General features: G+C 71.4%; 26 protein-coding genes and 1 pseudogene. 10 read left to right on the forward strand and 17 right to left on the reverse strand.

What is annotated here, in order from left to right; translation table 11 throughout:
* The first annotated feature begins 47 nt into the window (after positions 1-47).
* Together BLA60_RS10630 and BLA60_RS10635 are read left to right on the forward strand one after the other, a co-directional pair.
* Entirely contained in the window at positions 48-1,127 is a 1,080-nt protein-coding gene (locus BLA60_RS10630) for an alkene reductase (RefSeq protein WP_075132661.1), read from the forward strand.
* Entirely contained in the window at positions 1,124-1,720 is a 597-nt protein-coding gene (locus BLA60_RS10635; protein ID WP_075132662.1) for a mycothiol-dependent nitroreductase Rv2466c family protein, read from the forward strand. Before BLA60_RS10630 ends, BLA60_RS10635 begins: the two co-directional genes overlap by 4 nt.
* Positions 1,721-1,814: 94 nt before the next feature.
* On the opposite strand, the gene BLA60_RS10640 is transcribed toward BLA60_RS10635, so the two are convergent.
* Positions 1,815-2,264 carry an FxsA family protein gene (locus BLA60_RS10640; RefSeq protein ID WP_245811930.1) on the reverse strand — a complete coding sequence of 150 codons (450 nt, stop codon included), beginning with the start codon at positions 2,262-2,264 and terminating at the stop codon, positions 1,815-1,817.
* A 143-nt stretch (positions 2,265-2,407) separates the two neighbouring features.
* Between BLA60_RS10640 and boxC the strand changes: the two genes are divergently transcribed.
* Genes boxC through BLA60_RS10655 form a run of 3 tightly spaced genes read left to right on the forward strand, consistent with a single transcriptional unit; the run spans position 2,408 to position 7,066 of the window.
* Positions 2,408-4,018 carry a 2,3-epoxybenzoyl-CoA dihydrolase gene (gene boxC, locus BLA60_RS10645; RefSeq protein ID WP_075132664.1) on the forward strand — a complete coding sequence of 537 codons (1,611 nt, stop codon included), beginning with the start codon at positions 2,408-2,410 and terminating at the stop codon, positions 4,016-4,018.
* Position 4,019: 1 nt separating this feature from the next.
* Complete coding sequence (gene boxB, locus BLA60_RS10650) at positions 4,020-5,438, forward strand: benzoyl-CoA 2,3-epoxidase subunit BoxB (RefSeq protein WP_075132665.1); 1,419 nt, start codon at positions 4,020-4,022, stop codon at positions 5,436-5,438.
* Between the two features lie 26 nt (positions 5,439-5,464).
* Positions 5,465-7,066 carry a benzoate-CoA ligase family protein gene (locus BLA60_RS10655; RefSeq protein WP_075132666.1) on the forward strand — a complete coding sequence of 534 codons (1,602 nt, stop codon included), beginning with the start codon at positions 5,465-5,467 and terminating at the stop codon, positions 7,064-7,066.
* Positions 7,067-7,143: 77 nt separating this feature from the next.
* Here the strand turns inward: BLA60_RS10655 and BLA60_RS10660 are convergent, their stop codons facing one another.
* Positions 7,144-7,707 carry a helix-turn-helix domain-containing protein gene (locus tag BLA60_RS10660; protein ID WP_075132667.1) on the reverse strand — a complete coding sequence of 188 codons (564 nt, stop codon included), beginning with the start codon at positions 7,705-7,707 and terminating at the stop codon, positions 7,144-7,146.
* A 41-nt stretch (positions 7,708-7,748) separates the two neighbouring features.
* On the opposite strand from BLA60_RS10660, the pseudogene BLA60_RS10665 reads away from it, so the two are divergent.
* Positions 7,749-8,240 (forward strand): annotated as a pseudogene (locus tag BLA60_RS10665) (N-acetyltransferase family protein); the annotation flags it as partial.
* Between the two features lie 6 nt (positions 8,241-8,246).
* On the opposite strand, the gene BLA60_RS10670 reads toward BLA60_RS10665, so the two are convergent.
* Both BLA60_RS10670 and BLA60_RS10675 read right to left on the reverse strand, forming a co-directional pair.
* Entirely contained in the window at positions 8,247-8,963 is a 717-nt protein-coding gene (locus BLA60_RS10670) for an SAM-dependent methyltransferase (RefSeq protein ID WP_075132669.1), read from the reverse strand.
* On the reverse strand, positions 8,960-9,868 hold the full coding sequence (locus tag BLA60_RS10675; protein WP_075132670.1) for a GNAT family N-acetyltransferase: 909 nt from the start codon (positions 9,866-9,868) through the stop codon (positions 8,960-8,962). Before BLA60_RS10675 ends, BLA60_RS10670 begins: the two co-directional genes overlap by 4 nt.
* A 191-nt stretch (positions 9,869-10,059) precedes the next feature.
* Between BLA60_RS10675 and BLA60_RS10680 the strand changes: the two genes are divergently transcribed.
* Both BLA60_RS10680 and BLA60_RS43110 read left to right on the forward strand, forming a co-directional pair.
* Entirely contained in the window at positions 10,060-10,434 is a 375-nt protein-coding gene (locus BLA60_RS10680; RefSeq protein WP_075132671.1) for a YybH family protein, read from the forward strand.
* A gap of 14 nt (positions 10,435-10,448) precedes the next feature.
* Entirely contained in the window at positions 10,449-10,697 is a 249-nt protein-coding gene (locus BLA60_RS43110; protein WP_154814268.1) for a hypothetical protein, read from the forward strand.
* A gap of 213 nt (positions 10,698-10,910) precedes the next feature.
* Here the strand turns inward: BLA60_RS43110 and BLA60_RS10685 are convergent, their stop codons facing one another.
* The 8 genes from BLA60_RS10685 to BLA60_RS10720 all read right to left on the reverse strand — a co-directional run bounded on the left by BLA60_RS10685 (position 10,911) and on the right by BLA60_RS10720 (position 17,541).
* Positions 10,911-11,759 (reverse strand): PaaX family transcriptional regulator, encoded by an 849-nt coding sequence (locus BLA60_RS10685; protein ID WP_084734819.1) that lies wholly within the window; start codon positions 11,757-11,759, stop codon positions 10,911-10,913.
* 116 nt (positions 11,760-11,875) lie between these two features.
* Complete coding sequence (locus BLA60_RS10690; protein ID WP_075132672.1) at positions 11,876-12,421, reverse strand: methylated-DNA--[protein]-cysteine S-methyltransferase; 546 nt, start codon at positions 12,419-12,421, stop codon at positions 11,876-11,878.
* A 56-nt stretch (positions 12,422-12,477) separates the two neighbouring features.
* Entirely contained in the window at positions 12,478-12,714 is a 237-nt protein-coding gene (locus BLA60_RS10695) for a helix-turn-helix transcriptional regulator (RefSeq protein WP_075132673.1), read from the reverse strand.
* A 4-nt stretch (positions 12,715-12,718) separates the two neighbouring features.
* Positions 12,719-13,570, reverse strand: coding sequence for an ABC transporter permease (locus tag BLA60_RS10700; protein ID WP_075132674.1), 852 nt, complete (start codon positions 13,568-13,570; stop codon positions 12,719-12,721).
* Positions 13,567-14,448 (reverse strand): ABC transporter ATP-binding protein, encoded by an 882-nt coding sequence (locus BLA60_RS10705; RefSeq protein ID WP_075132969.1) that lies wholly within the window; start codon positions 14,446-14,448, stop codon positions 13,567-13,569. The genes BLA60_RS10700 and BLA60_RS10705 overlap by 4 nt, the downstream gene beginning before the upstream one ends.
* A gap of 144 nt (positions 14,449-14,592) precedes the next feature.
* Complete coding sequence (locus BLA60_RS10710; RefSeq protein ID WP_211288684.1) at positions 14,593-15,402, reverse strand: enoyl-CoA hydratase/isomerase family protein; 810 nt, start codon at positions 15,400-15,402, stop codon at positions 14,593-14,595.
* 10 nt (positions 15,403-15,412) lie between these two features.
* Positions 15,413-16,213 (reverse strand): siderophore-interacting protein, encoded by an 801-nt coding sequence (locus tag BLA60_RS10715; protein WP_075132676.1) that lies wholly within the window; start codon positions 16,211-16,213, stop codon positions 15,413-15,415.
* Positions 16,210-17,541, reverse strand: a complete 1,332-nt coding sequence (locus BLA60_RS10720) for a lysine N(6)-hydroxylase/L-ornithine N(5)-oxygenase family protein (protein ID WP_075132677.1) — start codon at positions 17,539-17,541, stop codon at positions 16,210-16,212. The genes BLA60_RS10715 and BLA60_RS10720 overlap by 4 nt, the downstream gene beginning before the upstream one ends.
* Before the next feature lie 117 nt (positions 17,542-17,658).
* Here BLA60_RS10720 and BLA60_RS10725 point away from each other — a divergent pair, with 117 nt between their 5' ends.
* Complete coding sequence (locus BLA60_RS10725; RefSeq protein ID WP_075132678.1) at positions 17,659-18,606, forward strand: methionyl-tRNA formyltransferase; 948 nt, start codon at positions 17,659-17,661, stop codon at positions 18,604-18,606.
* 60 nt (positions 18,607-18,666) lie between these two features.
* Positions 18,667-19,683 (forward strand): MBL fold metallo-hydrolase, encoded by a 1,017-nt coding sequence (locus BLA60_RS10730; RefSeq protein WP_075132679.1) that lies wholly within the window; start codon positions 18,667-18,669, stop codon positions 19,681-19,683.
* 8 nt (positions 19,684-19,691) lie between these two features.
* On the opposite strand, the gene BLA60_RS10735 is transcribed toward BLA60_RS10730, so the two are convergent.
* From BLA60_RS10735 to BLA60_RS10755, 5 genes are all read right to left on the reverse strand, one after another.
* Positions 19,692-19,907 (reverse strand): hypothetical protein, encoded by a 216-nt coding sequence (locus BLA60_RS10735; RefSeq protein WP_075132680.1) that lies wholly within the window; start codon positions 19,905-19,907, stop codon positions 19,692-19,694.
* A gap of 296 nt (positions 19,908-20,203) precedes the next feature.
* A complete protein-coding gene (locus BLA60_RS10740; RefSeq protein ID WP_075132681.1) occupies positions 20,204-20,998 on the reverse strand; it encodes an SWIM zinc finger family protein in 795 nt (264 codons plus the stop codon).
* Positions 20,995-23,433 carry a DEAD/DEAH box helicase gene (locus BLA60_RS10745; protein WP_425427053.1) on the reverse strand — a complete coding sequence of 813 codons (2,439 nt, stop codon included), beginning with the start codon at positions 23,431-23,433 and terminating at the stop codon, positions 20,995-20,997. Before BLA60_RS10745 ends, BLA60_RS10740 begins: the two co-directional genes overlap by 4 nt.
* An 87-nt stretch (positions 23,434-23,520) precedes the next feature.
* Complete coding sequence (locus BLA60_RS10750; protein WP_075132682.1) at positions 23,521-24,312, reverse strand: ABC transporter permease; 792 nt, start codon at positions 24,310-24,312, stop codon at positions 23,521-23,523.
* Entirely contained in the window at positions 24,309-25,262 is a 954-nt protein-coding gene (locus BLA60_RS10755; protein WP_075132683.1) for an ATP-binding cassette domain-containing protein, read from the reverse strand. Before BLA60_RS10755 ends, BLA60_RS10750 begins: the two co-directional genes overlap by 4 nt.
* Positions 25,263-25,269: the final 7 nt, after the last annotated feature.

A 25,269-nucleotide genomic window follows, 5' to 3' on the forward strand; every position in this document is an offset into this window, starting at 1 on the left:
AGGTTCTACCGTAGCCGGGTATCCGCCGGACGCGAAGGAGTCCTGACGTGCCAACGCTTTTCGACAGTTACCGGCTCGGTGACCTCGTGCTGCCCAACCGGGTGGTGATGGCGCCGATGACGCGGGTCCGGGCCGCACCCGGCGGTCTGGCGACCCCGTCGATGGCGACCTACTACGCCCAGCGCGCGTCGGCCGGGCTGATCGTGACCGAGGGCGTGCAGCCGAACCGGGTCGGCCAGTCCGGTCCGGGGACTCCCGGCCTGTACACCGCCGAGCAGGTCGCCGCGTGGCGCCCGCTGACCGCGGCGGTGCACGCCAACGGCGGGCGGATCTTCGCCCAGCTCATGCACGGCGGGCGGGTCTCGCACCCGGACACCACCGGGCTGGTGCCGGTCGGCCCGTCGGCCGTGCCCGCCGTCGGCGACGTGTTCACCCCCACCGGACCTCGGCCGGCCCCGCCCCCGCGCGCACTGGAGACCCACGAGGTGCCCGAGCAGGCCCGGTCCTACGCCACGGCAGCGCGGCACGCCGTCGACGCCGGCTTCGACGGGGTGGAACTGCACGGCGCCAACGGCTACCTGATCTCGCAGTTCCTGTCCGCCAACGCCAACCTGCGCACCGACCGCTACGGGGGTTCGGTGCCCAACCGGATCCGGTTCGCCGTCGAGGCGGTGGCCGCGACCGTCGAGGCCGTCGGCGCGGCCAGGACCGGGATCCGCCTCTCGCCGGGCGGCACGTTCTGGGGTGTGCGGGAGACCGAGGTTCCCGCGCTCTACACCGCCCTGCTCACCGAACTGGCCCGCCTGCGGGTGGCCTACGTGCACCTGGAGGCCACCGTGGACGAGCCCGTGCTGGTCGCCCTGCGCCGGGCGTGGCCGGGCGCGCTGGTGATGAACCCGGTGCTGCCGATGGGACCCCGCCAGACCGGGCGGGGTGAGGCCGACCACTGGCTCGGGCTCGGCGCGGACCTCGTCAGCTTCGGCCGTGCGTTCATCGCCAACCCCGACCTGGTGGAGCGCCTGCGCAACGCGCTGCCGATCGCGCCGGTCGACGAGGCCACCTTTTACCAGGGCGGCGACTCGGGCTACCTGACCTACCCCACGTACCGGTACAGAATGGGCTCATGATCGCCGACTTCTGGCTCGATCCGTCCTGTCCGTACACCTGGGTGACCGCCCGCTGGATGACCGAGGTGACCCGGGTCCGCCCGGTCTCCGTGCGCTGGCGGGTGATGAGCCTCTCGGCGCTCAACGAGGGCCGCGACGAGGACCCCGAGGGTGACCAGGAGGGCTGTCTGTGGATCCCCGCGCGGGTCGGCGCCGCCGTCCAGACCGAGCACGGGCACGACGCGCTGGGCCGCTTCCACGCCGAGCTGTGGCGCGACGCCGGTACCGGTGACTGGATCGGTGACCTGGCCGACGCCCTGGAGCGCGCCGGCCTGCCCCGCGACCTCGCCGGCACCGGCACCACGCTGGCCCACGACGCGGCCCTGCGGGCCTCACACGCCGAGGCGATGGCCGAACTCGGCCCGCACGTCGGCACGCCGATCATCGCCACGACCCGCGACGACGGCGTCCGGGTGGCGTTCTTCGGCCCGGTCGTCTCCCGGGTCCCGGTCGGTGAGGCCGCCGGCGCGCTGTGGGACGGCACGCTGCTGGTCGCCGGCACTCCCGGTTTCCACGAGCTGAAGGCCGCGGTGCACGCGGAGCCGGCTCCCTAGGCCGATCGGACACGGCCCGGGCGGGCGAGAGCCCCGGCGCTGTGTCGGCCGCCACGCCGGGGCGGCCCCAGGCTGGTCGACTCGGGGCGTCGGCTCAGTCGCGGTCCTCGCGGTAGGACTCGATCACGATCGGGTTCGGGTCGGGGCGCACGACCTCGGAGTCGACGACGATGAACGGTGCCTGTGCCGCGCGCCGCCGGGCGACGCCGGCCAGGACCCGGCGGCGGACCGCCGCGCGGGTGGGCGGGAACAGCAGTGCCAGGGCCAGCACGTCGCTGACGAAGCCGGGGAACAGGACCAGCGCGGCGGCCACGGCGACCAGCATCCCGTCGGCCATCTCCGCCGAGGGGTCGCGGCCCGCGCGGGCGGCCTCGGCGAACGCGGTCATCGTCCGCATGCCCTGCCGGCGCAGCATCACCACGCCGACCGCGGACACCGCGACCAGCAGCAGGATGGTGGTGAGTACGCCGATGACCTGGCCGATGGCCACCACGACCGCGATCTCGGCGAGCATCACCAACAGCAGGAGAACGAACACAGGCACGGTAGTGCCTCCCTCATAGAAGACCCGACACCCAGCACAACGCGCGAGCGGCCCGAAACGCTCCCGAGCTGATCTTCTACATAGACCTTGACGCGCGCAATCAATCTGTCGAACACTGGGCGGACCTCGACGAGGGAGGTCCCATGCCGGTGTCCTTCGACGCCCATCCCCGGACCTACCGGCACTGGCGGCTGCGGATCGAGGACGACCTCGCCTGGCTGGTCCTCGACGTCGACGAGCACGCCGGCCTGAGCCCCGGCTACGAGCTCAAGCTCAACTCCTACGACCTCGGCGTCGACATCGAACTCCACGACGCCGTCCAGCGGCTGCGCTTCGAACACCCCCAGGTGCGCACGGTCATCCTCACCAGCGGCAAACCGAAGGTCTTCTGTGCCGGAGCCAACATCCGCATGCTCGCCGCCGCCGAACACCACTGGAAGGTCAACTTCTGCAAGTTCACCAACGAGACCCGCAACGCCATGGAGGACGCCACCGCCCACTCCGGCCAGACCTACCTGGCCGCGGTCAACGGTCCGTGCGCCGGCGGCGGCTACGAACTGGCCCTGGCCTGCGCCCACATCCTGCTGGTCGACGACAACAGCGCCACCGTCTCGCTGCCCGAGGTCGCGCTGCTGGGCGTGCTGCCCGGCACCGGCGGCCTGACCCGCCTGGTCGACAAGCGCGGCGTGCGCCGCGACCTCGCCGACGTGTTCGCCACCCGCCCCGACGGTGTGAAGGGCGCCACCGCCCTGGCCTGGCGCCTGGTCGACGAGCTCGCCCCGCCCCGCCGCTTCGACGACGCCGTCCGGCACCGCGCCCGCGCGCTCGCCGGCCCACCCCGCCCCGGCGCGCGGGGCGTCGAGCTGACCCCGCTGCGGCGCACCGAGACCCCCGACGGCCTGCGCTACGACCACGTCACCGCCGACTACGACCGCGCCGCCGGCACCGTCGCCGTCACCGTGCACGCCCCCGGACCGGACGACGAGGACTGGCCGCTGGCCATGACCCGCCAGCTCGACGACCTGATCCTGCGGCTGCGGGTCAACGAACCCGAACTCGGCACCTGGCTGCTGCGCACCGCCGGCGACCCGGCAGCCGTGCTGGCCCACGACCGCCGCCTGCGCACCCGCGACGACTGGCTGACCAGCGAGATCGTCCACCACTTCAAGCGCACCCTCAAACGCCTCGACGTCACCAGCCGCAGCCTCGTCGCGCTGATCGAGCCCGGCTCCTGCTTCGCCGGTCCGCTCGCCGAACTCGCCCTCGCCGCCGACCGCCAGTACGTCCTGGACACCGACGGCGACACCGACGGCGACACCGGCGGCGTCACGCTCACCCTCACCGAGGCCAACCTCGGCCTGTTCCCCATGGGCAACGGCCTGAGCCGGCTGGCGTCCCGGTTCTGGGGTGACCCCGGTCACCTCGACCTGCTCGCCCTGCACCTCGACACGCCGCTGGCCCCGGCCCGCGCGCTGGAACTGGGCCTGGTCACCGACGCCCTCGACGACCTCGACTGGGACGAGGAGATCCGCCTGGTCGTCGAGGGCCGCGCCGCGCTGAGCCCGGACGCGTGCACCGGGATGGAGGCCAACCACCGCTTCGCCGGCCCGGAGACCGTCGAGACCAAGATCTTCGGCCGGCTCTCCGCGTGGCAGAACTGGATCTTCAACCGTCCCAACGCGTCCGGCGAGGCGGGCGCGTTGGCGCGCTACGGCACCGGCCGCAGGGCCGTCCTCGACCGGAAGCGGGTGTGACATGGCGTCGATCAACTACGACGAGAAGATCCCGAACAACGTCGACCTGGCCGGCGACCGCCGCCTCCAACGCGCGCTGGAGGGCTGGCAGCCCAAGTTCCTGGACTGGTGGGGCGAGATGGGCCCCACGCTGCGCACCACCAGCGTCTACCTGCGCACCGCGGTCAGCGTCGGCCGCGACGGCTGGGCGCACTTCGACCAGGTCGCCGTGCCCGACTACCGCTGGGGCATCTTCCTCGCCGACCGCGACCCCGACCGCGTGATCGGCTTCGGTGAGCACCGGGGCGAGCCGGTCTGGCAGCAGGTCCCCGGCGAGTACCGGGCCGACCTGCAACGGCTGATCGTCGTCCAGGGGGACACCGAGCCGGCGTCGGTCGAGCAGCAGAAACTGTTGGGGCTCACCGCCCCCAGCCTCTACGACCTGCGCAACCTGTTCCAGGTCAACGTGGAGGAGGGCCGGCACCTGTGGGCGATGGTGTACCTGCTGCACGCGTACTTCGGCAAGGAGGGTCGCGAGGAGGCGGAGGGGTTGCTGCTGCGCAACTCCGGCAGCCCCGACTCGCCGCGTATCCTCGGCGCGTTCAACGAACAGACCGCCGACTGGCTGGCGTTCTTCATGTTCACCTACTTCACCGACCGCGACGGCAAGTATCAGCTGGGCACGCTCAAGGAGTCCGCGTTCGACCCGCTGTCGCGCACCTGCGAGTTCATGCTCAAGGAGGAGGCGCACCACATGTTCGTCGGCACCACCGGTGTCGACCGCGTGGTGGAGCGCAGCGCCGCGCTGGTCCGGGAGCACGACACGCTCGACATCGCGCCGTGCGGCGGCATCCCGCTGGACCTGATCCAGCGCTACATCAACTTCCACTACACCGTCTCGCTGGACCTGTTCGGCTCGGAGACCTCCACCAACGCCGCCAACTACTTCACCGCCGGTCTCAAGGGCCGCTGGCAGGAGGCCCGCCGCCGCGACGACCACCGGCTCACCGACGACGGCGTGCACGTCCAGCGTCCCGGCGCCGACGGCACCTGGTCGGCCGACGAGCTGTCGGCGTTGCTGGCGCTGAACCTGGACCTGCGCGACGAGTACATCGCCGACTGCGAGACAGGTATCAAGCGCTGGAACAGAATTCTGGCCAGTGCCGAGATCGACGTCCGGTTCGCGCTGCCGCACCCGGGGTTCAACCGCGCGGTCGGCCTGCACTCCGGCCACCACATCACCCCCGACGGCACGATCGTCGACGAGGCGACCTGGCGGGCGGCCAGCCACCGCTGGCTGCCCACGAGCGAGGACCTGGCGTTCGTGCGTTCACTCATGCACCCTGTGACCGAACGTGGCCGGATCGCGAGCTGGGTGGCGCCGCCACGCAACGGCGTCAACGGCCGGCCGTGGGACTACGAGTACGTTTATCTGCCCTGAGCCTCCCTGACCCCGAGGCGGTCGAGATGACAACCCCGCCGGTGTTCAACGCCACCGACTACCTGCTGGACCGGCACTTACGCGCCGGTGCCGGCGATCGCCCGGCCGTGGTGTGCGGCCAGAACACCCTGACCTACCAGGACCTGGCCGGGCGGACCCACCGCGTCGCGGCCGGGCTGCGGGCGGTCGGGGTGCGCCCGGAGGAGCGGGTGATGCTGTGCATGGCCGACGGCGTGGAGCTGCTCAGCGGCATCCTCGCGGCGATGTACCTGGGGGCGGTGCCGGTGCCGGTGTCCACCATGGTCACCGGCGCCGAACTGGCGGTGGTGCTGGCCGACTCGCGGGCCAGGGTGCTGTGCGCGTCGGTGGAGTTCCTGGACGCCGTGCGGTTCGCCGTGGCGGCCGCGCCAGAGGTCGAGCACGTCGTCATCGATACTGCCATCGATGCCGCCATCGATGCCGCCATCGACGGCCCAGCCGACGTCGTCGGCGCGACGGTGCATCCCTGGGCGGAGCTGAGTTCGGCCGGTGAGCTGACCACCCCGTACCCGACCTGGGCGGACTCGCCCGCGCTGTGGCTCTACACCTCGGGCACCACCGGCAAACCCAAGGGGGCGATGCACCGCCACGGCAGCGTGCGCAGCGTCGCCGAGCTGTACGGCCGGGGCGTGCTTGGCGTGACGGAGGGGGACCGCTGCCTGTCGGTGGCGAAGCTGTTCTTCGCCTACGGCCTGGGAAACTCGGCGTTCTTCCCCCTCGCGGCCGGCGCCACCACGGTGCTGGACCGGGCCAGACCGACACCGGCGTCGATCGCCGCCCTCGCCGCGCGGACCCGCCCGACGCTGTTCTTCGGCGTCCCCACGGTTTACTCGGCGCTGCTGAACTCCACGGTCCCCGACGACAGCTTTTCCTCGGTGCGCCAAGGGATCTCGGCCGGGGAACCGCTACCGCCGGTGCTGTACTCGCGGTTCCGCGACCGTTTCGGCGTCGAGGTTCTCGACGGTCTGGGTTCGACGGAGGCACTGCACATCTTCCTGTCCAACCGCCCCGGCCAGGTCCGCCCCGGCTCCTCCGGCGTGCCGGTGACCGGCTACCGCGTGGAACTCCGCGACGAGGGCGGCACCCCGATCGACACCCCCGGCCACCCCGGCGACCTGTACCTGGGTGGCCCGTCGGTCGCCACCGGCTACTGGTGCCGCACCGACACCACCCGCCAGGTCTTCCAGGGCGAGTGGCTGCGCACCGGCGACACCTACGTCCGCAACGACGACGGTACGTACACGTGTCTTGGCCGCTCCGACGACATGCTCAAGGCCGGGGGGATCTGGGTGTCCCCGGCGGAGGTGGAGGACCGTCTCCTGGAACACCCGGACGTCGCCGAGGTGGCGGTCGTGGCCGTCCAGGACGCCGACGGCCTGGACAAACCGATAGCGTGCGTCGTCGCCGTACCTGGCCGCCCGGTGGACACCAAGGCCCTGATCAGCTGGTGCCGCGAGGGCCTGGCGGCCTACAAACGCCCCCGCGCGGTGGTGGTGCTGCCCGACCTGCCCAGGACGGCGACCGGCAAGATCCGCCGCAACGTCCTGCGCGACCAGGTGGCCGGCGAACTGCACCAGGTACCGGCCTGATCGTCGACAGCACCGCGGGGTTGCGCTGATCGTCCACGCGGGATCGCCGCTGTTCCCGGGTTCGGGGATCCGCGGTCTCAGTGCCGCCGCGCGAGCGCGACGAGGTAGCGGCAGGGCGCCGCGGTCGGGTTGTGGTAGGTGCAGGGCGAGGGCTGGCCGAGGCGCAGGCAGTCGCCGGTGTCCAGCTGGTGCACGGTGTCGCCCTCGTGGAAGTGCAGCCGGCCGTGCAGCACCCAGATCTGGTGGTGGACGAAGGCGTAGGTGTCGGCGGGGAAACTGGCGCTGGCCCCGGCCGGGAGTTCGACCTCGACCAGTTCCAGCGGTCCGCCGGCCGACGGGGAGATCGCGCGCCGGACGTACCCGGTGTCGGGGTCGGTCCACACGGGTTGTTCGTGTGCGCGGGCGATCCGGCGGTCGTCCTGCTCGACGTGGGCGATCAGCTCGGACAGGGTCAGGCCCAGTGCGCCGGACAGCCGTCCCAGCAGCGCGGCGGTCGGCTGGGCCGTGCCGCGCTCGATCTTGCCGATCATCGCCCGGGAGACGCCGGACCTGTCGGCCAGCGCGTTGAGCGAGAGCTGCCTGCTCTCCCGTGCGTCGCGCAGCGCCTCGGCGAGTGACCTGGCGAACCCGTCCTCCGTCATGCTGTCACTATAGGACCCGAGCTGGTTAATATGGTGTCATGATGATTCGCGCGGCCACGGAGGACGACGCGCCGGCCTGCGCGTCGATCTACCGCCCGTACGTCACCGACACGGCGATCACCTTCGAGTCCGAGCCGCCGACGGCCGGGCGGATGGCCGAGCGGATCGCGGTGGCGACCCGAGGCCACGCGTGGCTGGTCGCGACGGACGCGGGGCGGGTCGTCGGCTACGCCTACGGCAGCGAGTACAAGTCCCGGGCCGCCTACCGCTGGTCCTGCGAGGTCAGCGTCTACCTGGAGGTGGGCCGACGCCGAACCGGTGCCGGGCGCGCGCTGTACGAGGCGCTGTTCGACCGGCTCGCCGAGCGCGGCTACCGGACGGTCCTGGCCGGCATCACGCTGCCCAACCCGCCCAGCGAGGCACTGCACCGGGCGCTGGGCTTCGAGCCCGTCGGGACCTTCCGCCACGTCGGGTGGAAACACGACGCGTGGCGCGACGTGCTGTGGACCCAGCGTTCGCTGCCCGGCCCCGATCCGACCTCAGCGCCCCAGCACGAGGTAGGCGAACCCGAGCACTCCTCGATAGGACGACAGGTACACCCGCTCCCGGCTGTCGATCCACTCCCGGACCTCCCCGGCTCGCGGATCGCCGGGGTTGTCCAGTAGCCATTCCTGTTGGCCGGCCCGGTGACGGGACTCGAAGTCGTCCCATTCCCGCTGGTCGGCGGTGCTGACGTGCATGACTCGCCAGCCGGCGCTGTTCGCGGCGGCGACCAGGTCGGCCAGCGACAGGAACTCGTTGCCGAACAGGTCGAGGGCGGCCGGGGTGGGCGGGGTGGCCCAGCAGCCGTCCCCGACGAGGACTCGGCCGCTGGGGACCCGGTCGGCCAGGGCGGTGAGCATCGCGCGGGTGCCGCCCAGGGCGTGGGACGCGCCGATGCAGATCGCGCGGTCGGCGGTGCCCCGCCAGGACTCGGCCTTCTCCTCGACGAAGTCGACGCGATCCACCAGGCCTCGTTCGACGGCCGCTCGCCGCCCGCGGTCCAGGGCCAGGGGGTCGGAGTCGATCCCGGTCGCCCGGTTGTAGGTCCGTGCCACGGCCCTGAGCAGGAGTTCACCCCAACCGCAGCCGATGTCGACGAGGGTCGTGTCGGCGGTGAGGTCCAGGCGATCCAACAGCAGGTCGGCGTGGTCCTCGGCCAGGGGACTGTTCCAGCGCAGGCGTGCGTACCGCGCGGCGGCGAGCGTGTCCGTCACTTCAGATAGACCCTTTCCTGGCTGATGGGATAGCCGGCGCGTGCGAACGTCGCCGCCATCGGGGTGTTCGTCGTGTCGGTGTCGGCGGCGATGTGATCGGCTCCGTGCGACCGGAGCAGCAAGGTCGCCTCGACGAGCAGGTCGTAGGCGTACCCGTGACCACGTTGTCCGGGCACCACACCGACGATTCCGATGACCGGTCCACCGTAGTTGCGCCCCGGTACGGTCAGGCCGACCAGGTCGCCCTCCGGGGTGTGGGCCAGGCGCCACCACTCGCGCGGCGACGGCATCCAGTGGAGAAACTCCAGCTCATCGCGGACGGCGGCGTCCGGCCCACCGTCGGCGATGGCCTGGCGCTGGTGGGCGTCCAGCGTGCCGGCGACGATCTGGGTGAGCACCTCGCGGATCCGTTCGTCGTCCGGTTCCTCGGTGAACCGCAGGCGCCCTGGCCGGTCGGGGAGCCCGTCGGCCGGGGTCCACCCGTAGCGCAGGCGTTCGACGAACCGGCGCATCCCGGCGCGCTCGGCGACCTCGATCCTGGCCTCGGCGGCGGCCCGCGCGCGCGGGTCGTCCCGCCAGCGCGGCGGCAGGATCAGGCAGTACTCGGCGGTCAGCGGCGCGGCCCGCAGGATCTCGACGGCGGCGTCCTGTTCGCCGGGGCCGAAGTCCAGCCAGTCCAGGGCCTTGGGGCTCTCGTCGTCCGGGCCGCCCCACCACGCGGCCCGCGCGACGAACCGGTCGTCCCGCAGGGCGATCCACGTCCATTCGGGCCGGTACTGGCCGAGGGCGGCCTGCGCGTAGTAGTCGCGCCCGGTCGTCTGGATGTCGATGAGGGCGGGGTCGGTCAGGTGGTGGAAGTCGATGGTTTCGCCCGCGGCGAGCGGACGCACGATCAGATCAGACATCTGGGTTCCCTGAGGGTGTGGTGCGCTCCCTCAACCCTGCCGCGACGCCGAGACGGCGGCACGGGAGCGCATGGTCGAATCGGTGAACATGCCCTCACCTCCTCCCGTCTCAAGGCGTGGCCCGACCCAACCACAGGGTCCGGCGGCGGTCCATCGATTTATTGTCGGACCCTCGTGCCAGGGTCGTGAGCATGAACACAGCAGCGCGCCACCAGCCCGCCAGAACCCCCAACGACCTGGGCCGATTCTTCGTGGACCTGGCCAACGCCGGCGACATCGACGGCCTGGTCGCCCTCTACGAGCCCGACGCCGTCCTGGCCTTCCCACCCGGCCAGACCACCGCCGGCCACGCCGACATCCGCCGCGCCTACGAGACGCTGCTGTCGACCCGCCCGCACCTCACCCACGGCACCCCGCACCCACCCCTGATCAACGGCGACGTGGCCCTCACCGCCACCCGCCTGGCGGACGGCAGCGTGACCGCGGAGATAGCCCGCCGCCAACCCGACGGCACGTGGTTATGGGCGGTCGACCAACCGGCCGTCCACACCGCCGATCCACCCTGACCAGGAACCGCGAGATGCCCGACCAACCATCCGAGGACCGCCTCACCGCCCACCGCCGCCGCCGGGCCCAGAGGGCCGCCGACCGCGCCGCCTTCGCCGAACGCCGCCACCACGGCCTCCTGGCCCACCTGGCCAAACGAGCCCAGGAAGCACGAGCCCAGGAAGCACGAGCCCAGGAAGCACGAGCCCAGGAAGCACGAGCCCAGGAAACGGCCGCCGGGGAGACAGCGTCCCTGGACCCCGACGAACCCGCCGCCGCCTGAGCTCACCCACCCCTGCCTTCTGGAGGCCCCCACGACCTGGCTCAACCCCACAGCGGCCTGACCCCAGGCCCGGTAAGGCCACTTCGCCCTACCGGTAGCCGGCGACCCACGTTCGCCGGGATACAAATCTCAACCCGGCCAGCTCCGGTACCGGTCGCAGCCCCATGCCCGGGCTCGACGGCGTTCCCTGGCGGGCGGGATGGGCGCGGGGCCCTACTCCGTGGCCAGTTCGGTCCAGCGGTCTCGGGCCTGGGCGCGCCAGTGGTGGTGTTTGGCGTTGAACAGCGCCGTGGCCGTCGTTCCGCTCCACTTGGCCGGTAGCAGTTCGGCCGGCAGTTGTGGGTCCAGGAACGGGAACCGGCGCCATTCGTGGACCAGCATCGTCTGGGCGCGGAGGATCTCGTTGGGGCTGGTCGGGTCCAGGGAGGTGAAGTCGCGGATGAACGTGTCGTACTTCGTGGCGACCTCGGTGAGGTTCCAGGCGCTGGCGACCATGTCGCGTTCCTGGCCCAGTGCGCCGTAGTTCGCCAGGAACGACATGGCCTGGGAGGACAGGTCCAGTTCGTCGAGGATGAGTTTGGCGTCGGCCTCGGCGTCGGGGTGCGGGGTGATCCACACGCCGGCGGTGGGCGAGCCGAAGCCGGCCCAGCTCAGGCGGGTGCGGAGTTTGTGGCGCAGGTCGCGCATCGCTTCGGGGACGGAGACGAGCAGGACCAGCCAGCGGCCGTCCCAGGCCCGGTCGCCGCTGCCGAAGCCGTAGATCCTGTCGGCGCCTTCGGCCAGCAGGCGCCGGCCGGGCGGTGAGAGGCGCCAGCGGACCCGGCGGCCGAAGCGGTCGGACGTCAGCCAGCCCTCGGCGGCTGTTCTGGCCAGTGCCTGGCGGGCGGCCTTCTCCTCGACGTCGAACAACGCCAGGACGTCCACGAGTGTCGAGGTCCAGACCGGTTCCCCGGCCGGCAGCACGAACTCCCCGAGCACGGTCGTCAACAGCGAACGCGCGCTGCCCCCACTGACCTCCCGGCGCCGGCTGACCACCGGGCCGCTCTGCCCGTCAGCGACCATGGAAGCTCCCCATTCCATTCCCCACCGTCACGGATCTGTATTGTCACATCCCCGGTCACTGGCCGTGATCGGCGCATGGCATGTCAAACGGGCAACGGCCGGAAAAGTTGCGGTTATTACCAGAGACCCGGAGGAAGGTAACCCTCCAGGGTGAGCAGATGGCGCTTCGATTCCACTCCGCTGCCGCCGCTGAAGCCGCCGAGCCCGTCACCAGCGACCACGCGATGGCACGGCACCACGATCGGAATCGGGTTGCTGCCCATGATCGATCCGATCCCTCTCGGCGGGATCCCCGACCCGCTCCTGGCCGCCAGCTCACCGTAGGTGACCACCGTGCCGTAGGGGACGGTCTCGTACAGGGTGCCGAGCACCCGCCGCTGCGACGCCGACATCAGGCGCCAGTCGATGTCCACATCGAACTCGTGGCGCCGCCCGGCGAAGTACTCGCGTAACTGGGTCAGGACGGCGACCGCCGGACCGTTGTCGGGCGACTCGGTCAGGCCGAGCCGGTCGGCCACGGCGGCCCGCACGTGCGGCGAGTCGGTGAACGCCGTCGCCACCAGGCCCTCACCGGTCACGGCCGCCAGCACGTCACCCAGTTCCGTCGGCACGCTGCCGAAGGTCACCGTGCCGGTCACGACCGCCGCGCTGCTGTCCGCCATCCAGCCAGTATGCGAGCCGCGCCGACGAAAGGCGAGCAACCCCCCGCGAAAAAGGATCAGGCCGACCGGGACGAGCCGAGCCGGGGGAACGGCGAGGTGGAGAACACCACCTCCACCGCCACCCCGAAGTACTCGGCGATCCGCAACGCCAGGTGCAGGCTCGGGCTGTACTCGCCGCGTTCCAGGTACCCGATCGTCTGGTAGTGCACGCCCAGCGCCTCCGCCAGCTCCCGCCGGGACACCCCGCGCTCGGCCCGCAGCATCGCGATCCGGTTGTAGATCGTCTCGCTCATCAACTCACGTGACCCTCTGCATCGCCCGCTCCCGCCGCTGTGCGACGTTCGATCCGGACTCCTTGCGGGCCATCCGTCGCAGCACCCACGGTGCCACCACGAACCCGACCACCGTCCACGCGCCGAGCACGCCGACCATCTCCAGATGCCGCCACGACTCCCCGATCTCCACCGCCGCCAGGTCGGCCGGCAGCATCGCCGACCGCATGCCCAGCCCCAGCCAGTACACCGGGAAGACCTGCGCCACCCCCTGCAACCAGTCCGGGAACGACGAGATCGGGTAGAAGATCCCCGAGATCGCCACCAGGCCCATCACCGGCAACATGATCACACCCGCGTTGCGCGGGTTGGTGAACAGTGACCCGAACACCGCGCCCAGTGGGAGTGTCGCCACCAGCCCGAGCACCATCACCCACACCAGGGTCAGCCACGCGGTGACGCTGTCGAGCGCCAGCCCGTCGAGCATGAACACGCTGGGGATCATCACGATCGCCACGCTGACCAGCATCATCCCGGCGACCAGCACGATCTTGCCGACCAGGTAGCCGAGCATGCCGTTGGGCACGGCCTTGGCGCGCAGCAGCGTGCCGTCCTCGCGTTCCAGGGCCAGCGACATCATCAACGTCACCATGCCGCTGAACACGACGTTCATCCCGATCAGGCTGGGCAGTGTGCGGGTGCCGAGCGAGAAGTCGGTGCCGGGCACCGCCGCGTCGCGCATGAAGAACATGACGACCAGGAAGATCAGCGTCGGGAACAGGTAGTTCCACAGGTCCTGGGAGTTGGTGAACGTGTGCCGCACCTCCAGGCCGCCGCGCCGCAGCCCGACCCGCAGGGCGTGGGTCATGGTGTTCACCGCGCCACCTCCGTGAAGTCGCGGACCGCCGCGTCGTGTTCGCCGGCCTCGAACTGGCGCACCAGCGTCATGTAGACGTCCTCCAGGCTTCCCCGGCGCACCTCCAGGTCGGCGACCCGCTCGTCGTGCTTGCGGAACAGCTCCCGCACGTAGCCGGTCGCGTCGACCGTGGAGTGCACGAACCGCTGGCCGTCGACCGTCCAGCGGATCTCGGTCTCGGTCGCCAGTTGGCGGGCCAGTTCGTCGGCCGAGCCGTTGGCGATGATCCGGCCGCCGGCCAGGATGAGGATCCGGTCGGCGAGTTTCTCGGCCTCGTCGAGGTCGTGGGTGGTGAGCAGGATCGTGGTCTGCTCGTCGGCCAGCCGGTGCACCAGGTCGTGGAACTCGCGGCGGGCCTCCGGGTCGAACCCGGCGGTCGGCTCGTCCAGGAACAGCAGTTCCGGGCGGCCGACGATGCCGATGGCGACGTCGAGCCGCCGGCGCTGGCCGCCGGACAGTTTCATGATCTTCTTGTCGGCGTGCTCGGTCAGGCCGACGACCTCGATCAGCTCGTCCACCGGCCACGGGCGGGTGATTCGCCCGCTGGAGTACGGCAGGTAGTAGTCGCCGAGGTGCGCCAGCAGTTCCCGGACCTTCCACGGCCCGTGGTCGCGCCAGGACTGGAGCACCACGCCCAGCCGTGCCCGCCAGTTCTCGTTCCCGTGCGCCGGGTCGGTCGCCAGGACGGTGACCTCCCCGGCCGAGCGCATCCGGAACCCCTCCAGGATCTCGATGGTCGTCGTCTTGCCGGCCCCGTTGGGACCGAGCAGGGCGACGACCTCCCCCGGACGGGCCGTGAAGTTCACCCCTGTGAGGACGTCTGTCGTCCCGTATCGCATCCGTAGGTCACGAACGTCGAGCACGAGGTCATCCTCGGGCCGGCGCACGTCCCGCGCCGGCGCCTCGTCCACCACGGCCACACCCCACCTCCTATCGAACGTGTCGGTTGAACGATAGCAGGTGTACTACATATTGACGCGGCCCTACTCCGAGGTTGGGCCGGAGAACGTGGGCCGCCGCTTCTCCCGGATGGCCGCGACGCCTTCGGCCACGTCCGGGCCGTCGAAGCCGAGGAACTCCAGGCCCAGCGACGCGTCGAAGATCGGCCCGGCCTGGCGCAGCCAGTTGTTGAGCGCGTACTTGGTGAACCGGATCGCCGACTGGGACCCGGACGCGAGCCGCCGGGCGACCTTGCGCGCCGTGTCGTGCAGGTCGGCCTGCTCGACGCACAGCGACACCAGGCCGATCCGCTCGGCCTCCTCGCCGGAGAGCGGCTCACACGTCAGCAGGTGGTACTTGGCCTTGGCCATCCCGCACAGCAGCGGCCAGACGATCGCCGCGTGGTCGCCGGCGGCCACCCCGAGCTTGGTGTGCCCGTCGATGAGCCGGGCGTCGCGCGCGGCGATCGACACGTCGGCGAGCAGCCCGGCGACCAGCCCGGCGCCCACGGCCGGCCCTTCGATCGCCGACACCACCGGCTTCGAGCAGTTGATCACGTTGTAGACGAGGTCGCGTGCCTCGCGCAGCACCCGCAGGCGCACGGCGAAGTCCTGCGCCATGTCGGTGACCAGGTCAAGGTCGCCGCCGGCGGAGAACACCCCGTCGGTGCCGCGGATGATCGCCACCCGCACGTCGGGGTCGCGGTCGACGGTCTGCCACACCGAGGCGAGGTCGCGGTGGCCCTCGTGCCCGACGGCGTTGAGCCGTCCCGGCGCGGACATGCTGATTTCCAGGATCCCGTCGCCGAGGTCGGCGAAGCGCAGGCTGGCGTACTGAGTGGAGTAGTCATACACCACCCCATGCTTACTCCAGGGCACTCCCGAGCAGCCAGTACCCCGCGAAGTAGATCAGCTCCTTGTCGATGTCCCGCTCGGTGACCAGGTGCCGGCGCAGGTCCTTGATGGCGCTGGACTCGCCGGCCAGCCACAGGTAGGGGCGCCCGGTGGGCAGGGTGGTGGCCCGGATGGCGTCGCACAGCAGCCCGCCGCTGGTCGCCGGTCGCCCGGCGCGGCACAGCCAGGTGATCCGCAGGTCGGCCTCGGTGTCCAGCGGCATCATCTCGGCGGCCGAGTCGACCTCGACGAAGGCGTGCACCGGCATCCCGGCGGGCAGCGACTCGATGATCGACGCGATGGCCGGCAGCGCCGTGTCGTCGCCGGCGAGCAGCAGCCACTCGGTGTCGGCCGGCGGGGCGAACTCGTAGCCGAGGATCTCCTCGTGGTCGGCGTCGGGCGCGAGGATCGCCACCCGGTCGCCCGGCCGGGCGGCGCCGGCCCAGGTCGAGCCGGGACCGGTGTCGCCGTGCAGCACCATGTCGACGTCCAGTTCGGGGATCTCGGGCCGGAAGTGGCGCACGGTGTAGGTGCGCATGAACGGCCGCCGGCCCTCGGGCATCGCGCGGTACTCGGTGTACCAGTTCTCGCCCTCCGGCACGACCGGGTCGGTCTGGCCGGGCAGTGGGAAGAACAGCTTGATCCGCTGGTCGAGCCCGGCGCTGACGGTGCCGGCGAGGTCCGGCCCGCCGAAGGTGACCCGGACCTGGTGCGGGGTGAGCCGCCGCAGGGCGACCACCTCGGCACGGAACAGCGTGTAGGACTGGCTCATGGTGTGCTCCAACCGGCGGAGGCCAGGGGACTGGCGAGGGGGGCGGCGCGCTCGGCGGTGATCGACCGCAGGATCTGTCCGACGCGCACCGCGGTCGTGGACAGCAGGGACGAGGAGATCCCGTGGGAGTGTTCGGTGCTGCCCTGGAGGTACAGCCCGGCACGGAGTTCGTCGTCGGTGTCGAGGCGGTAGTCGCGGGCGACCATCGGGCGGCCCTGGTCGTCGTGGCGGCACAGCGCGGCCAGGTCGCCGAGCAGGCGCAGCGGGTCGGCCGGGCGGTAGCCGGTGGCGTAGACGAGCAGGTCGCAGTCGAGCACGGTGCGCTGCTGGGTGGCCAGTGACTCGACGGTGACCCGCACGGTCTCGGCGTTCTCCTCGGCGCGCAGCACGCGGGAGACGTTGAGCAGCCGCAGCCGACGCGGGCCGCGCAGCCGTTCCTGGTAGAGCCGGCGGGACAGTTCCTCGATGAGGTCGGTGTCCACGACCGAGTAGTTCGTGTTGGCGTGGTAGCCGAGGATCATCTCCTTGACCTGCTCGGGCGCGCCGTGGAAGTGGTCGATGGCCTCCGGGTCGAACACGCGGTTGGCCAGCGGGGTGTCGTCGGCGGGGCTGTAGCCGTAGCGGGAGAACACCCCGTAGACCTCGGCGCGCGGGAAGCGGTCGTGCAGGAACTTGGTGACCTCGGCGGCGCTCTGGCCGGCGCCGACGACCGCCACCCGGCGCGGGTCGCCGCCCAGCCGTTCGACGTGGGTGAGCAGGTCGCGGTTGTGCCACACCCTGGTCGACAGTCGCGCGCCGTCGGGCAGGCGGGGTTCCAGGCCGAGGCCGAGGACCACGTTGCGGGTGCGGTAGGTGGTGACGGTGGTGCCGTGGCGGGCGATGACGTCCAGGGCGCGGACGGTGCCGGCCTCGGTCACCGGCTCGACGGCGATGACCTCACGGTCGTAGCGCACGGAGTCGGCCAGGCGTCCGGCCGCCCATTCGAGGTAGTCGTGGAACTCGATCCGCAGTGGGAACAGGGATTTCTGGTTGATGAACTCGACGAGCCGGCCGGCGCCGTGCAGATAGGACAGGAAGCTGAACTCGCTGGTCGGGTTGCGCATGGTGACCAGGTCCTTGAGGAACGAGACCTGCATCGTCGCGTCCTCGATGAGCATGCCCCGGTGCCAGCCGAACCGTTGCTGGCGTTCGAGGAACAGGGCGTTGACCGGGGCGGCGGACCGCTGGTTGTGTTCGTGGACGGCGATCGCCAGGGCGAGGTTCGACGGTCCGAACCCGACGCCGACGACGTCGAGGACCGGTGTCGCGTCGGTGGTGTGCTCCGGCATCAACCATCCTCTCCTCGACTTCAATGGAGGTAAGCCTAACCTAATCGATTACGGTAAGGGTAGGCTCGCTTCGCCTGAGTTACGGCTCACAGTCGGCGTCGTCGAAGGGGTACTGACATGCGCGTGGTCCTGTTCGGGTACCAGACCTGGGGGTACCGCACACTCGAGGCGTTACTGGCCTCCGAGCACGAGGTCGTGCTCGCGGTGAGCCACCCGGCCTCCGACCACGCCTACGAGTCGATCTGGAGCGACTCGGTGGCGGATCTGGCGCGGGACAACGGAATTCCGGTCGTGCTGCGCAACCGGCCGGACGAGGACGTGGTGGCCGCGGTGAAGAACGCCGAACCGGACATCATCGTCGCGAACAACTGGCGCACCTGGATCCCGCCGCACCTCTACGACCTTCCCCGGCACGGCACGCTGAACGTGCACGACTCGCTGCTGCCCGCCTACGCCGGCTTCGCGCCGGTGATCTGGGCGCTGATCAACGGCGAGGCCGAGGTCGGCGTGACCGCGCACCTGATGAACGAGACCCTCGACGCCGGCGACATCGTGTTGCAGCGCGCGGTCGCGGTCGGCCCGACCGACACCGCGACCGACCTGTTCCACCGCACGGTCGACCTCATCGGACCGATCGTGGTGGACGCGCTGGCGCTGATCGCCGCCGGGCAGCGCGACTTCCTCGTCCAGGACCCGTCGCGGGCGAGTTTCTTCCACAAGCGGTCCATCGAGGACAGTCGGCTGGACCTCACGTGGCCGGCGGCGGACCTGGAACGCTTCGTGCGCGCCCAGTCCGACCCGTACCCGAACGCCTTCTGCTACCACGGGAGCACCCGGCTGCGGATCATCGAGGCGGCGGTGTCGGCCAAGCGCTACGGCGGCACCCCCGGCCGGATCTTCATCCGCGAGGGGGACGGCGTTGCGGTCGTGGCCGGCGCGGACGCCCGCTTCGGCCGCAACCACGCGCTGCTGGTGCGCCGGGTGCGCCTGGACGACGGGACGGAGCTGACCGCGCCGGAGTACTTCCGCCGGATGGGCGGTTATCTGACCTCACATCCGGCCTGACCGCCGCCGTCGTGACGGTTTGCTAAGTTCAGCGAACTAACGACTACGGGGGTGTCCCGCATGGCGGACCAGGCCTGGACCGAACCCGGTGCCTTCGAGGTCGGCAAGGGCGTGTGGCGCATTCCGCTGCCGCTGCCGACCGACGGGCTGCGGGCGGTCAACGTCTACGCGATCGAGGCCGACGACGGGCTGGTGCTCATCGACTCCGGCTGGGCGCTGGACGTGGCCCGCGAGGTGTTCGAGCGGGCACTGGGCGGCATCGGCCGCGACTTCGGCGACATCAGCCGGTTTCTGGTCACCCACGTCCACCGCGACCACTACACGCTGGCGATCACGCTGCGCCGCGAGTTCGGGTCCCGGGTGGCGTTGGGGATCGGCGAGCAGCCGTCGCTGCGGCGGATCATGACCGGGCGGATGGACGGCCAGGCGCGGCAGATGGTCCGCTGGGGCGCGGCGCCGCTGATGTCGTTGTGGGCCGACGAGTTGGGCGTGCGCACCGACAGGTCCCGGGCGCGGTCGATCTTCGAGGAGCCCGACGAGTGGATCGACGGGCTGACCAAGGTCGAGGTCGGTGACCGCACGCTGGTCGCGGTGCCGACCCCCGGGCACACCCAGGGGCACGTGGTGTTCGTCGACGAGCAGGCGGGGGTGCTGTTCGCCGGCGACCACGTGCTGCCGCACATCACGCCGTCGATCGGGTTCGAGTCGGAGCCGGCGCGGCTGCCGCTCGGGGACTACCTGGACAGCCTCAACCTGCTGCGCACCTACCCTGACCTGCGGTTGTTGCCGGCGCATGGGCCGGTCGCGCCGAGCGTGCACGCGCGGGTGGACGAACTGCTGGCCCACCACGAGGAACGGCTCGACGCCACCGAGCAGGCCGTGCGGGACGGCGCGGGGACGGCCTACGAAGCGGCGCAGCGGCTGGGGTGGACCCGCCGGCAGCGCCGCTTCGACGAACTCGACCTGTTCAACCAGACCCTCGCGGCCGGCGAAACGGCGGCACACCTCGACGTTCTCGTGGTACGCGGCCGGCTTCGCTCATCCACAGTGGACGGCGTGGTCGAGTATTCCGTGTGACGAACCCGTCAGTCCTCGGTGGACCGGGTCTGGCCGGACTCGTCCATGGTGTCCAGGCCGAGCATCGCCAACAGGTTCGCGCAGTCCGCGGCGTCACTGGAGTGGTAGGCGACGGTGCGCGCTGCCTTACGGTTCTGGACCGCGTAGTGCATTCTCTCGCTCGCCCGGGCCTCGGCGAAGCGGCCTTGCTCGATCGTCGGGCTGGCGTGTCTTGCCCAGGTCATGCGGCACCTTTCTGATCGGCCCACCGGTTCGGCGAGCGCCAAGTCGCAGCGTCGCGCCGTTGCGTGCCGGTGGGCACCAACGGCCCCTCGCGGCCCCTCCGGCCGATGAAACCGGGGAACTCCCGACGCCGGGAATCCTGACATCAGGCCTGCGGGACACACCACCCCGTGAGCCTTCCGGCCGCTCCCAAAGATCTTCTGAACTTTGCCGCACTACCAGGTGAATGCGGGTTTTGCAAAGGCGATTAACGCTTTTTCCCAGTGTTCCCGGTTATTCAGACAGGCACGGACGGGATTCAACCGGTCACGTGCGGTTGCCGTTCCTCCGTTGTCAGCAACGCGCTGAGCCGGGTGGCGAGATCACTCTCCGCGCCTGATTCGTCGCGCAGAAGCAATTCCCGGGCGCGGCTCATCGCCAGCGCGGCGGCCTCGGTGAGTGCCGCCGGATCGATTCCGGGCGCTTGCGGGAACACCGGTGGGAACACGTGGCGTGTGCGGTCGTGCGCGTTCGGTGTCGGTGGCTCGGGTGTCACCGTGCGCTCACGCAACTCGTCGGTGAGCGCCTGCTGCGCGCGCCCGCGCAGGAGCAGCAGCAGGAACGGGTCGGCGTCGAGCAGCCACGAGGTCTGGAAGCAGACCGCCGCCGCGTGCTGGCACATCTCCCAGTCCGGGCAGTCGCACTCGCCGCGCAGGTCACCGAGTCCTGGCAGCAGCGGCACGTCGGCGTCGGCCGCCGCCTCGACCAGTTCGTGGGGCATGTCCCGGTCGAGCAGCGCGGCGATGTGCCCGGCCTTGGCGGCGACCTCGTCGAGGAAACGCTGCCACTGCGCGTCGTCGAGCCGGTCGACCACCACCACCGTGTGGTGCACCGCTTCCGCGTCGGTGACCTGGGCGGTGAGCCGGCCATGGCTCACGGTGATCGGGCCGACCCGCCCGGCGTAGGCGAGGCGGCGACCGGCCTTGAGCGGTTCGGCGTCCAGCGCGGTCTCGGTCATCGCGCGCAACCACTCGCGGCCCCACCAGGTGCGGGCGAAGTGGCCGGGGCGCCGCTTGGTCGCGGGGAAGGCCGGGAAACCGATGGCGTCGCTCATCGTTCACCTCGCAGGGCGACCAGTTCGGACAGTTGGGCGTCGGTCAGCTCGGTCAGTTCGGAGACGTCGGTCTGCTGTGGACCGAGCACCGCCTCGGCGAGGTCCTTCTTGGACTCCAGCATCGCGGCGATCCGGTCCTCCACGGTGCCTTCGGCGATCAGCCGGTGCACCTGGACCGGGCGCTGCTGGCCGATCCGGTGCGCGCGGTCGGTTGCCTGCGCCTCGACGGCCGGGTTCCACCAGCGGTCGTAGTGCACGACGTGGTCGGCGCGGGTCAGGTTCAGTCCGGTGCCGGCGGCCTTGAGCGACAACAGGAACACCGGCGGTGTCGCGCTGTCCTGGAACCGGGCGACCAGTTCGTCGCGCCGGGCGACGGGGGTGCCGCCGTGCAGCAGCGCCACCGGAACACCCCGTTCGGCCAGGTGCGACTCCAGCAGTCGTGCCATGGCGACGTACTGGGTGAACACCAGCAGCGCGCCGTCCTCGGCGCGGATCGTGTCGATCAGCTCGTCGAGCAGTTCGAGTTTGCCGGAGCGCCCGGCCAGCCGGTCGGTCTCGCCGAGGTACTGCGCGGGGTGGTTGCAGATCTGTTTGAGCGAGGTCAGCAGCTTGAGCACCAGCCCGCGTCGGCGCATCCCGGTCGCCGCGCGGATCTCGGCCATCGTCTCGGTGACCGCCGCCTGGTAGAGCCCGGCCTGCTCGGTGGTCAGCGCCACCGGCCGGTCGGTCTCGGTCTTGGGCGGCAGTTCGGGGGCGATGCCGGGGTCGGACTTGCGGCGGCGCAACAGGAACGGCCGCAGCAGGCGGGACAGTGCCTCGGCGGCGACGGTCCGGTCGCCCTCCTCGATCGGCCGGGCCCAGCGGGAGCGGAACGTGGCGTACGAACCGAGCAGGCCGGGGGTCGTCCAGTCCAGAATGGCCCACAGCTCACCGAGGTTGTTCTCGACCGGGGTGCCGGTGAGCGCGACCCGGGCGGTGGCGGGGATGCGGCGCAGCGCCCGCGCGGTCTCCGAGCGAGGGTTCTTCACGTGCTGTGCCTCGTCGGCGACCACCAGGTCCCAGTCGGCCTCGGCGAGGCGTTCCGCGTCCAGGCGCATGGTGCCGTAGGTGGTCAGCACGATGCCCTCGCTGGCCAGTTCCCTGCCGGCGCCGTGGAAACGTGACACCGGGGTGCCGGGGGCGAACCGGGCGATCTCGCGTTCCCAGTTGCCCAGCAGCGACGCCGGGCACACCACCAGGGTCGGGCCGGCGGCGCGGTGCAGGTGCAACGCGATGAGCGTGATCGTCTTGCCCAGCCCCATGTCGTCGGCCAGGCACCCGCCAAGGCCCAGTGAGGTCATCCTGGCCAGCCAGCGCAGGCCGCGCAGCTGGTAGTCGCGCAGGGTCGCGCGCAGTGCGGGCGGCGGGTCGATCGGCGGCTCGTCGAGCCGTTCCCGCAGCCGCTCCAGCGGACGGCTCGGTGCGACCGGCACCCACTCGCCGTCGACGTGCGCGGTGCCGGTCAGCGCGGCGCCCAGCGCGTCGATGGCGGTCAACGGTTTGAGGTCGCGTTCGCGGGCGCGGCGCACCAGGTCGGGTTCGACCAGCGTCCACCGGTCCCGCAGCCGCACGACCGGGCGGTGGGTGCTGGCGAGCTGGTCGAGTTCCTCGCCGGTGAGCACCTCGCCGCCGGTCGCCAGTTCCCAGTTGAACTCGAACAGCTGCCCGCCGCCGAAGAACGACGGTGACCCGGCGTCGGAGGCGTCGCCCATCGCCGAGCTGACGGTGGCGCTCGCGGTGAGGTCCCGGGACAGTTCCCGTGGCCAGTGCACCTCCACCCCGGCCTCGGCCAGGCGCGCGCCGGCCCCGCCGGCCAGGTCGAGGACCTCGGCGTCGTCGAGGACCAGCCGGTCGGGCACGGCCAGGTCGAGCAGCCGCAGCAGCGGCGCCCACACCCCGGCGGCGTGCCGCAACGCCAGCAGGGCCTCCGGGTCACCGCCCCACACCTGGGCGAGGTCGGTGACCGTGGCGCCCCGGTGCACCTGGGCGACGGCGGTGAACGGCCCGGTGCCGTAGTCGCCGCCGGGGACCTCCAGGCGCAGCGAGAGCCGGGTGGCGGGTTCGGTGCGCAGCCGGGTCGCCCACTCGCGCAGGTGCGGGACGTGGTGGATGTCGTCGCCGACGAACGCCGGGCCGTCCGGCACACGGGTCAGCGTGTCGGCCACCGCGTCGAAGAACGGTTGAAGCTCCACATCGGACGGTGCGGTCGGGCTGACGACCCAGGCGTCGTGGCCGGCGTCGGTGACCGTGGGCAGCAGCCGCCCGCCGGCGACCAGCCGCAGCGCGGTGTGCGCGGCGGCCGACCAGTACGGCTGGGTGGCGTGCGCGTCCAGCAGCAGTGCCACGGCGTCGGCGACGGGCAGGTCGTGGCTGCGCCCGTCCCCGGTGAACACCACCCGTCCCCGCCGGGGCGGGTCGGCCGCCTTCAGGGCGACCGACCACCCGGCGAGGTCATCCGGTGTGTGGGGCAACGACCCTCCTCGTCAGCGGCCCAGCCGCTGATATCGACGTACGGACAGCGGGAAGAACACCGCCACGATCAGCAGTGGCCACACCACCGCCATCAGCACAGCGTTCTGCGCGATCCACGAATTCCCGGCCCAGCTCGGGTTGCCGAACAACTCCCGCACCCCGGCCGCCGTCGAGGACAACGGATTCCACTCCGCGATAGTGCCCAGCCAACCGGGCATTGTGCCGGGTGCGACAAAGGCGTTGGACAGGAAGGTGAACGGCCAGATCACGATCTGTAGCGCACCGATCGCCTCCGGGTTACGGATGGTCAGGCCGAGGAACACGCCGATCCACAGCATGGAGAACCGCAGCAGGAGCAGCAGTCCGATGCCGGCGACCGTGGCGCCGACCGAGCCGGTGGCCCGCCAGCCCATCGCCACCCCGCAGACCATGATCACGGTGAGGCTGGCGGCGGAGTTGAGCATGTCGGCCCCGCAGCGGCCGACGACCACGGCCGAGGGCGCCATCGGCATGGACCGGAACCGGTCGGTGACGCCCCGGGCGGCGTCGGTGTTGACGGCGAGCATCGTCGCCTCCATGCCGAACAGCATGGTCATGGCGAACATGCCGGGCAGCAGGAAGTCGGTGTAGTCGGCGCCGCCGGGCAGGGCCATCGCGCCGCCGAACAGGTAGCCGAAGGTCAGCACCAGCATCACCGGGAACAGCAGGCCGATGATCACCGGCGTGGGTTCGCGGGCCCAGTGCAGGAGGTCGCGGCGGGTGATGGTCCAGCCGTCGGCGATCGCCCAGCGCAGGCTGGTCATGCGGGGACCTCCTTGTCGGTGTGGGTCAGGTGCAGGAAGACCTCGTCGAGGGTCGGCCGGCGCAGCGCGATGTCCTCGACGCCGACCCCGGCGTCGGCCAGGGCGCGGACGGTGTCGGTGAGTGCGCCGACCCGGTCGCGCACCGGGGCGCTGACCCGCCGGGCGTCCGGGTCGGTCTCGGGCTGCCCGCCGGTGGCGGCCTCGACGATGCCGGCGGCCCGGCCCAGCTCGGCGGTGTCGTGCACGATGACGTCGAGCCGGTCGCCGCCGAGGCGGGTCTTGAGGTCCTCCGGGGTGCCCTCGGCGATGACCCGGCCGCTGTCGATCACCGCGATGTGCCCGGCGAGCTGGTCGGCCTCGTCGAGGTACTGGGTGGTGAGCAGGACCGTGGTGCCGGCGCTGACCAGGGCGCGCACGGCGTTCCAGACCTCGGTGCGCCCGCGCGGGTCCAGCCCAGTGGTCGGTTCGTCGAGGAACAGGACCGTGGGGGCGAGGATCAGGCTGGCGGCCAGGTCCAGGCGCCGGCGCATGCCGCCGGAGAACCGTTTGACGGGTTTGTTCCCGGTGTCGGCGAGGTCGAACTGGTCGAGCAGTTCGGCCGCGCGGGTCCGGGTGGTGGGGGTCGGCAGGTGGTAGAGCCGACCGAACAGTTCGAGGTTCTGGCGTGCCGAGAGGGCCTCGTCGACGGCGGCGTTCTGCCCGACGAGCCCGATGGCCGTCCGGACCCGCTGGGGCTGGCGGACGACGTCGAACCCGGCGACGTGGGCGGTGCCGCCGTCGGGGCGGAGCAGGGTGGTCAGGATGCGCACGGCGGTGGTCTTGCCGGCGCCGTTGGGTCCGAGCAGGCCGAGGACGGTACCGGCGCCGACGGTCAGGTCGATGCCGTCGAGCGCGGTGCGCTCGCCGAACCGTTTGCGTAACCCCTCGGTCACGATCGCTGGGGTGGTCACCCGTTGT

Origin of the sequence: Actinophytocola xinjiangensis, assembly GCF_001921215.1 — a bacterium.
Taxonomy (GTDB): domain Bacteria; phylum Actinomycetota; class Actinomycetes; order Mycobacteriales; family Pseudonocardiaceae; genus Actinophytocola; species Actinophytocola xinjiangensis.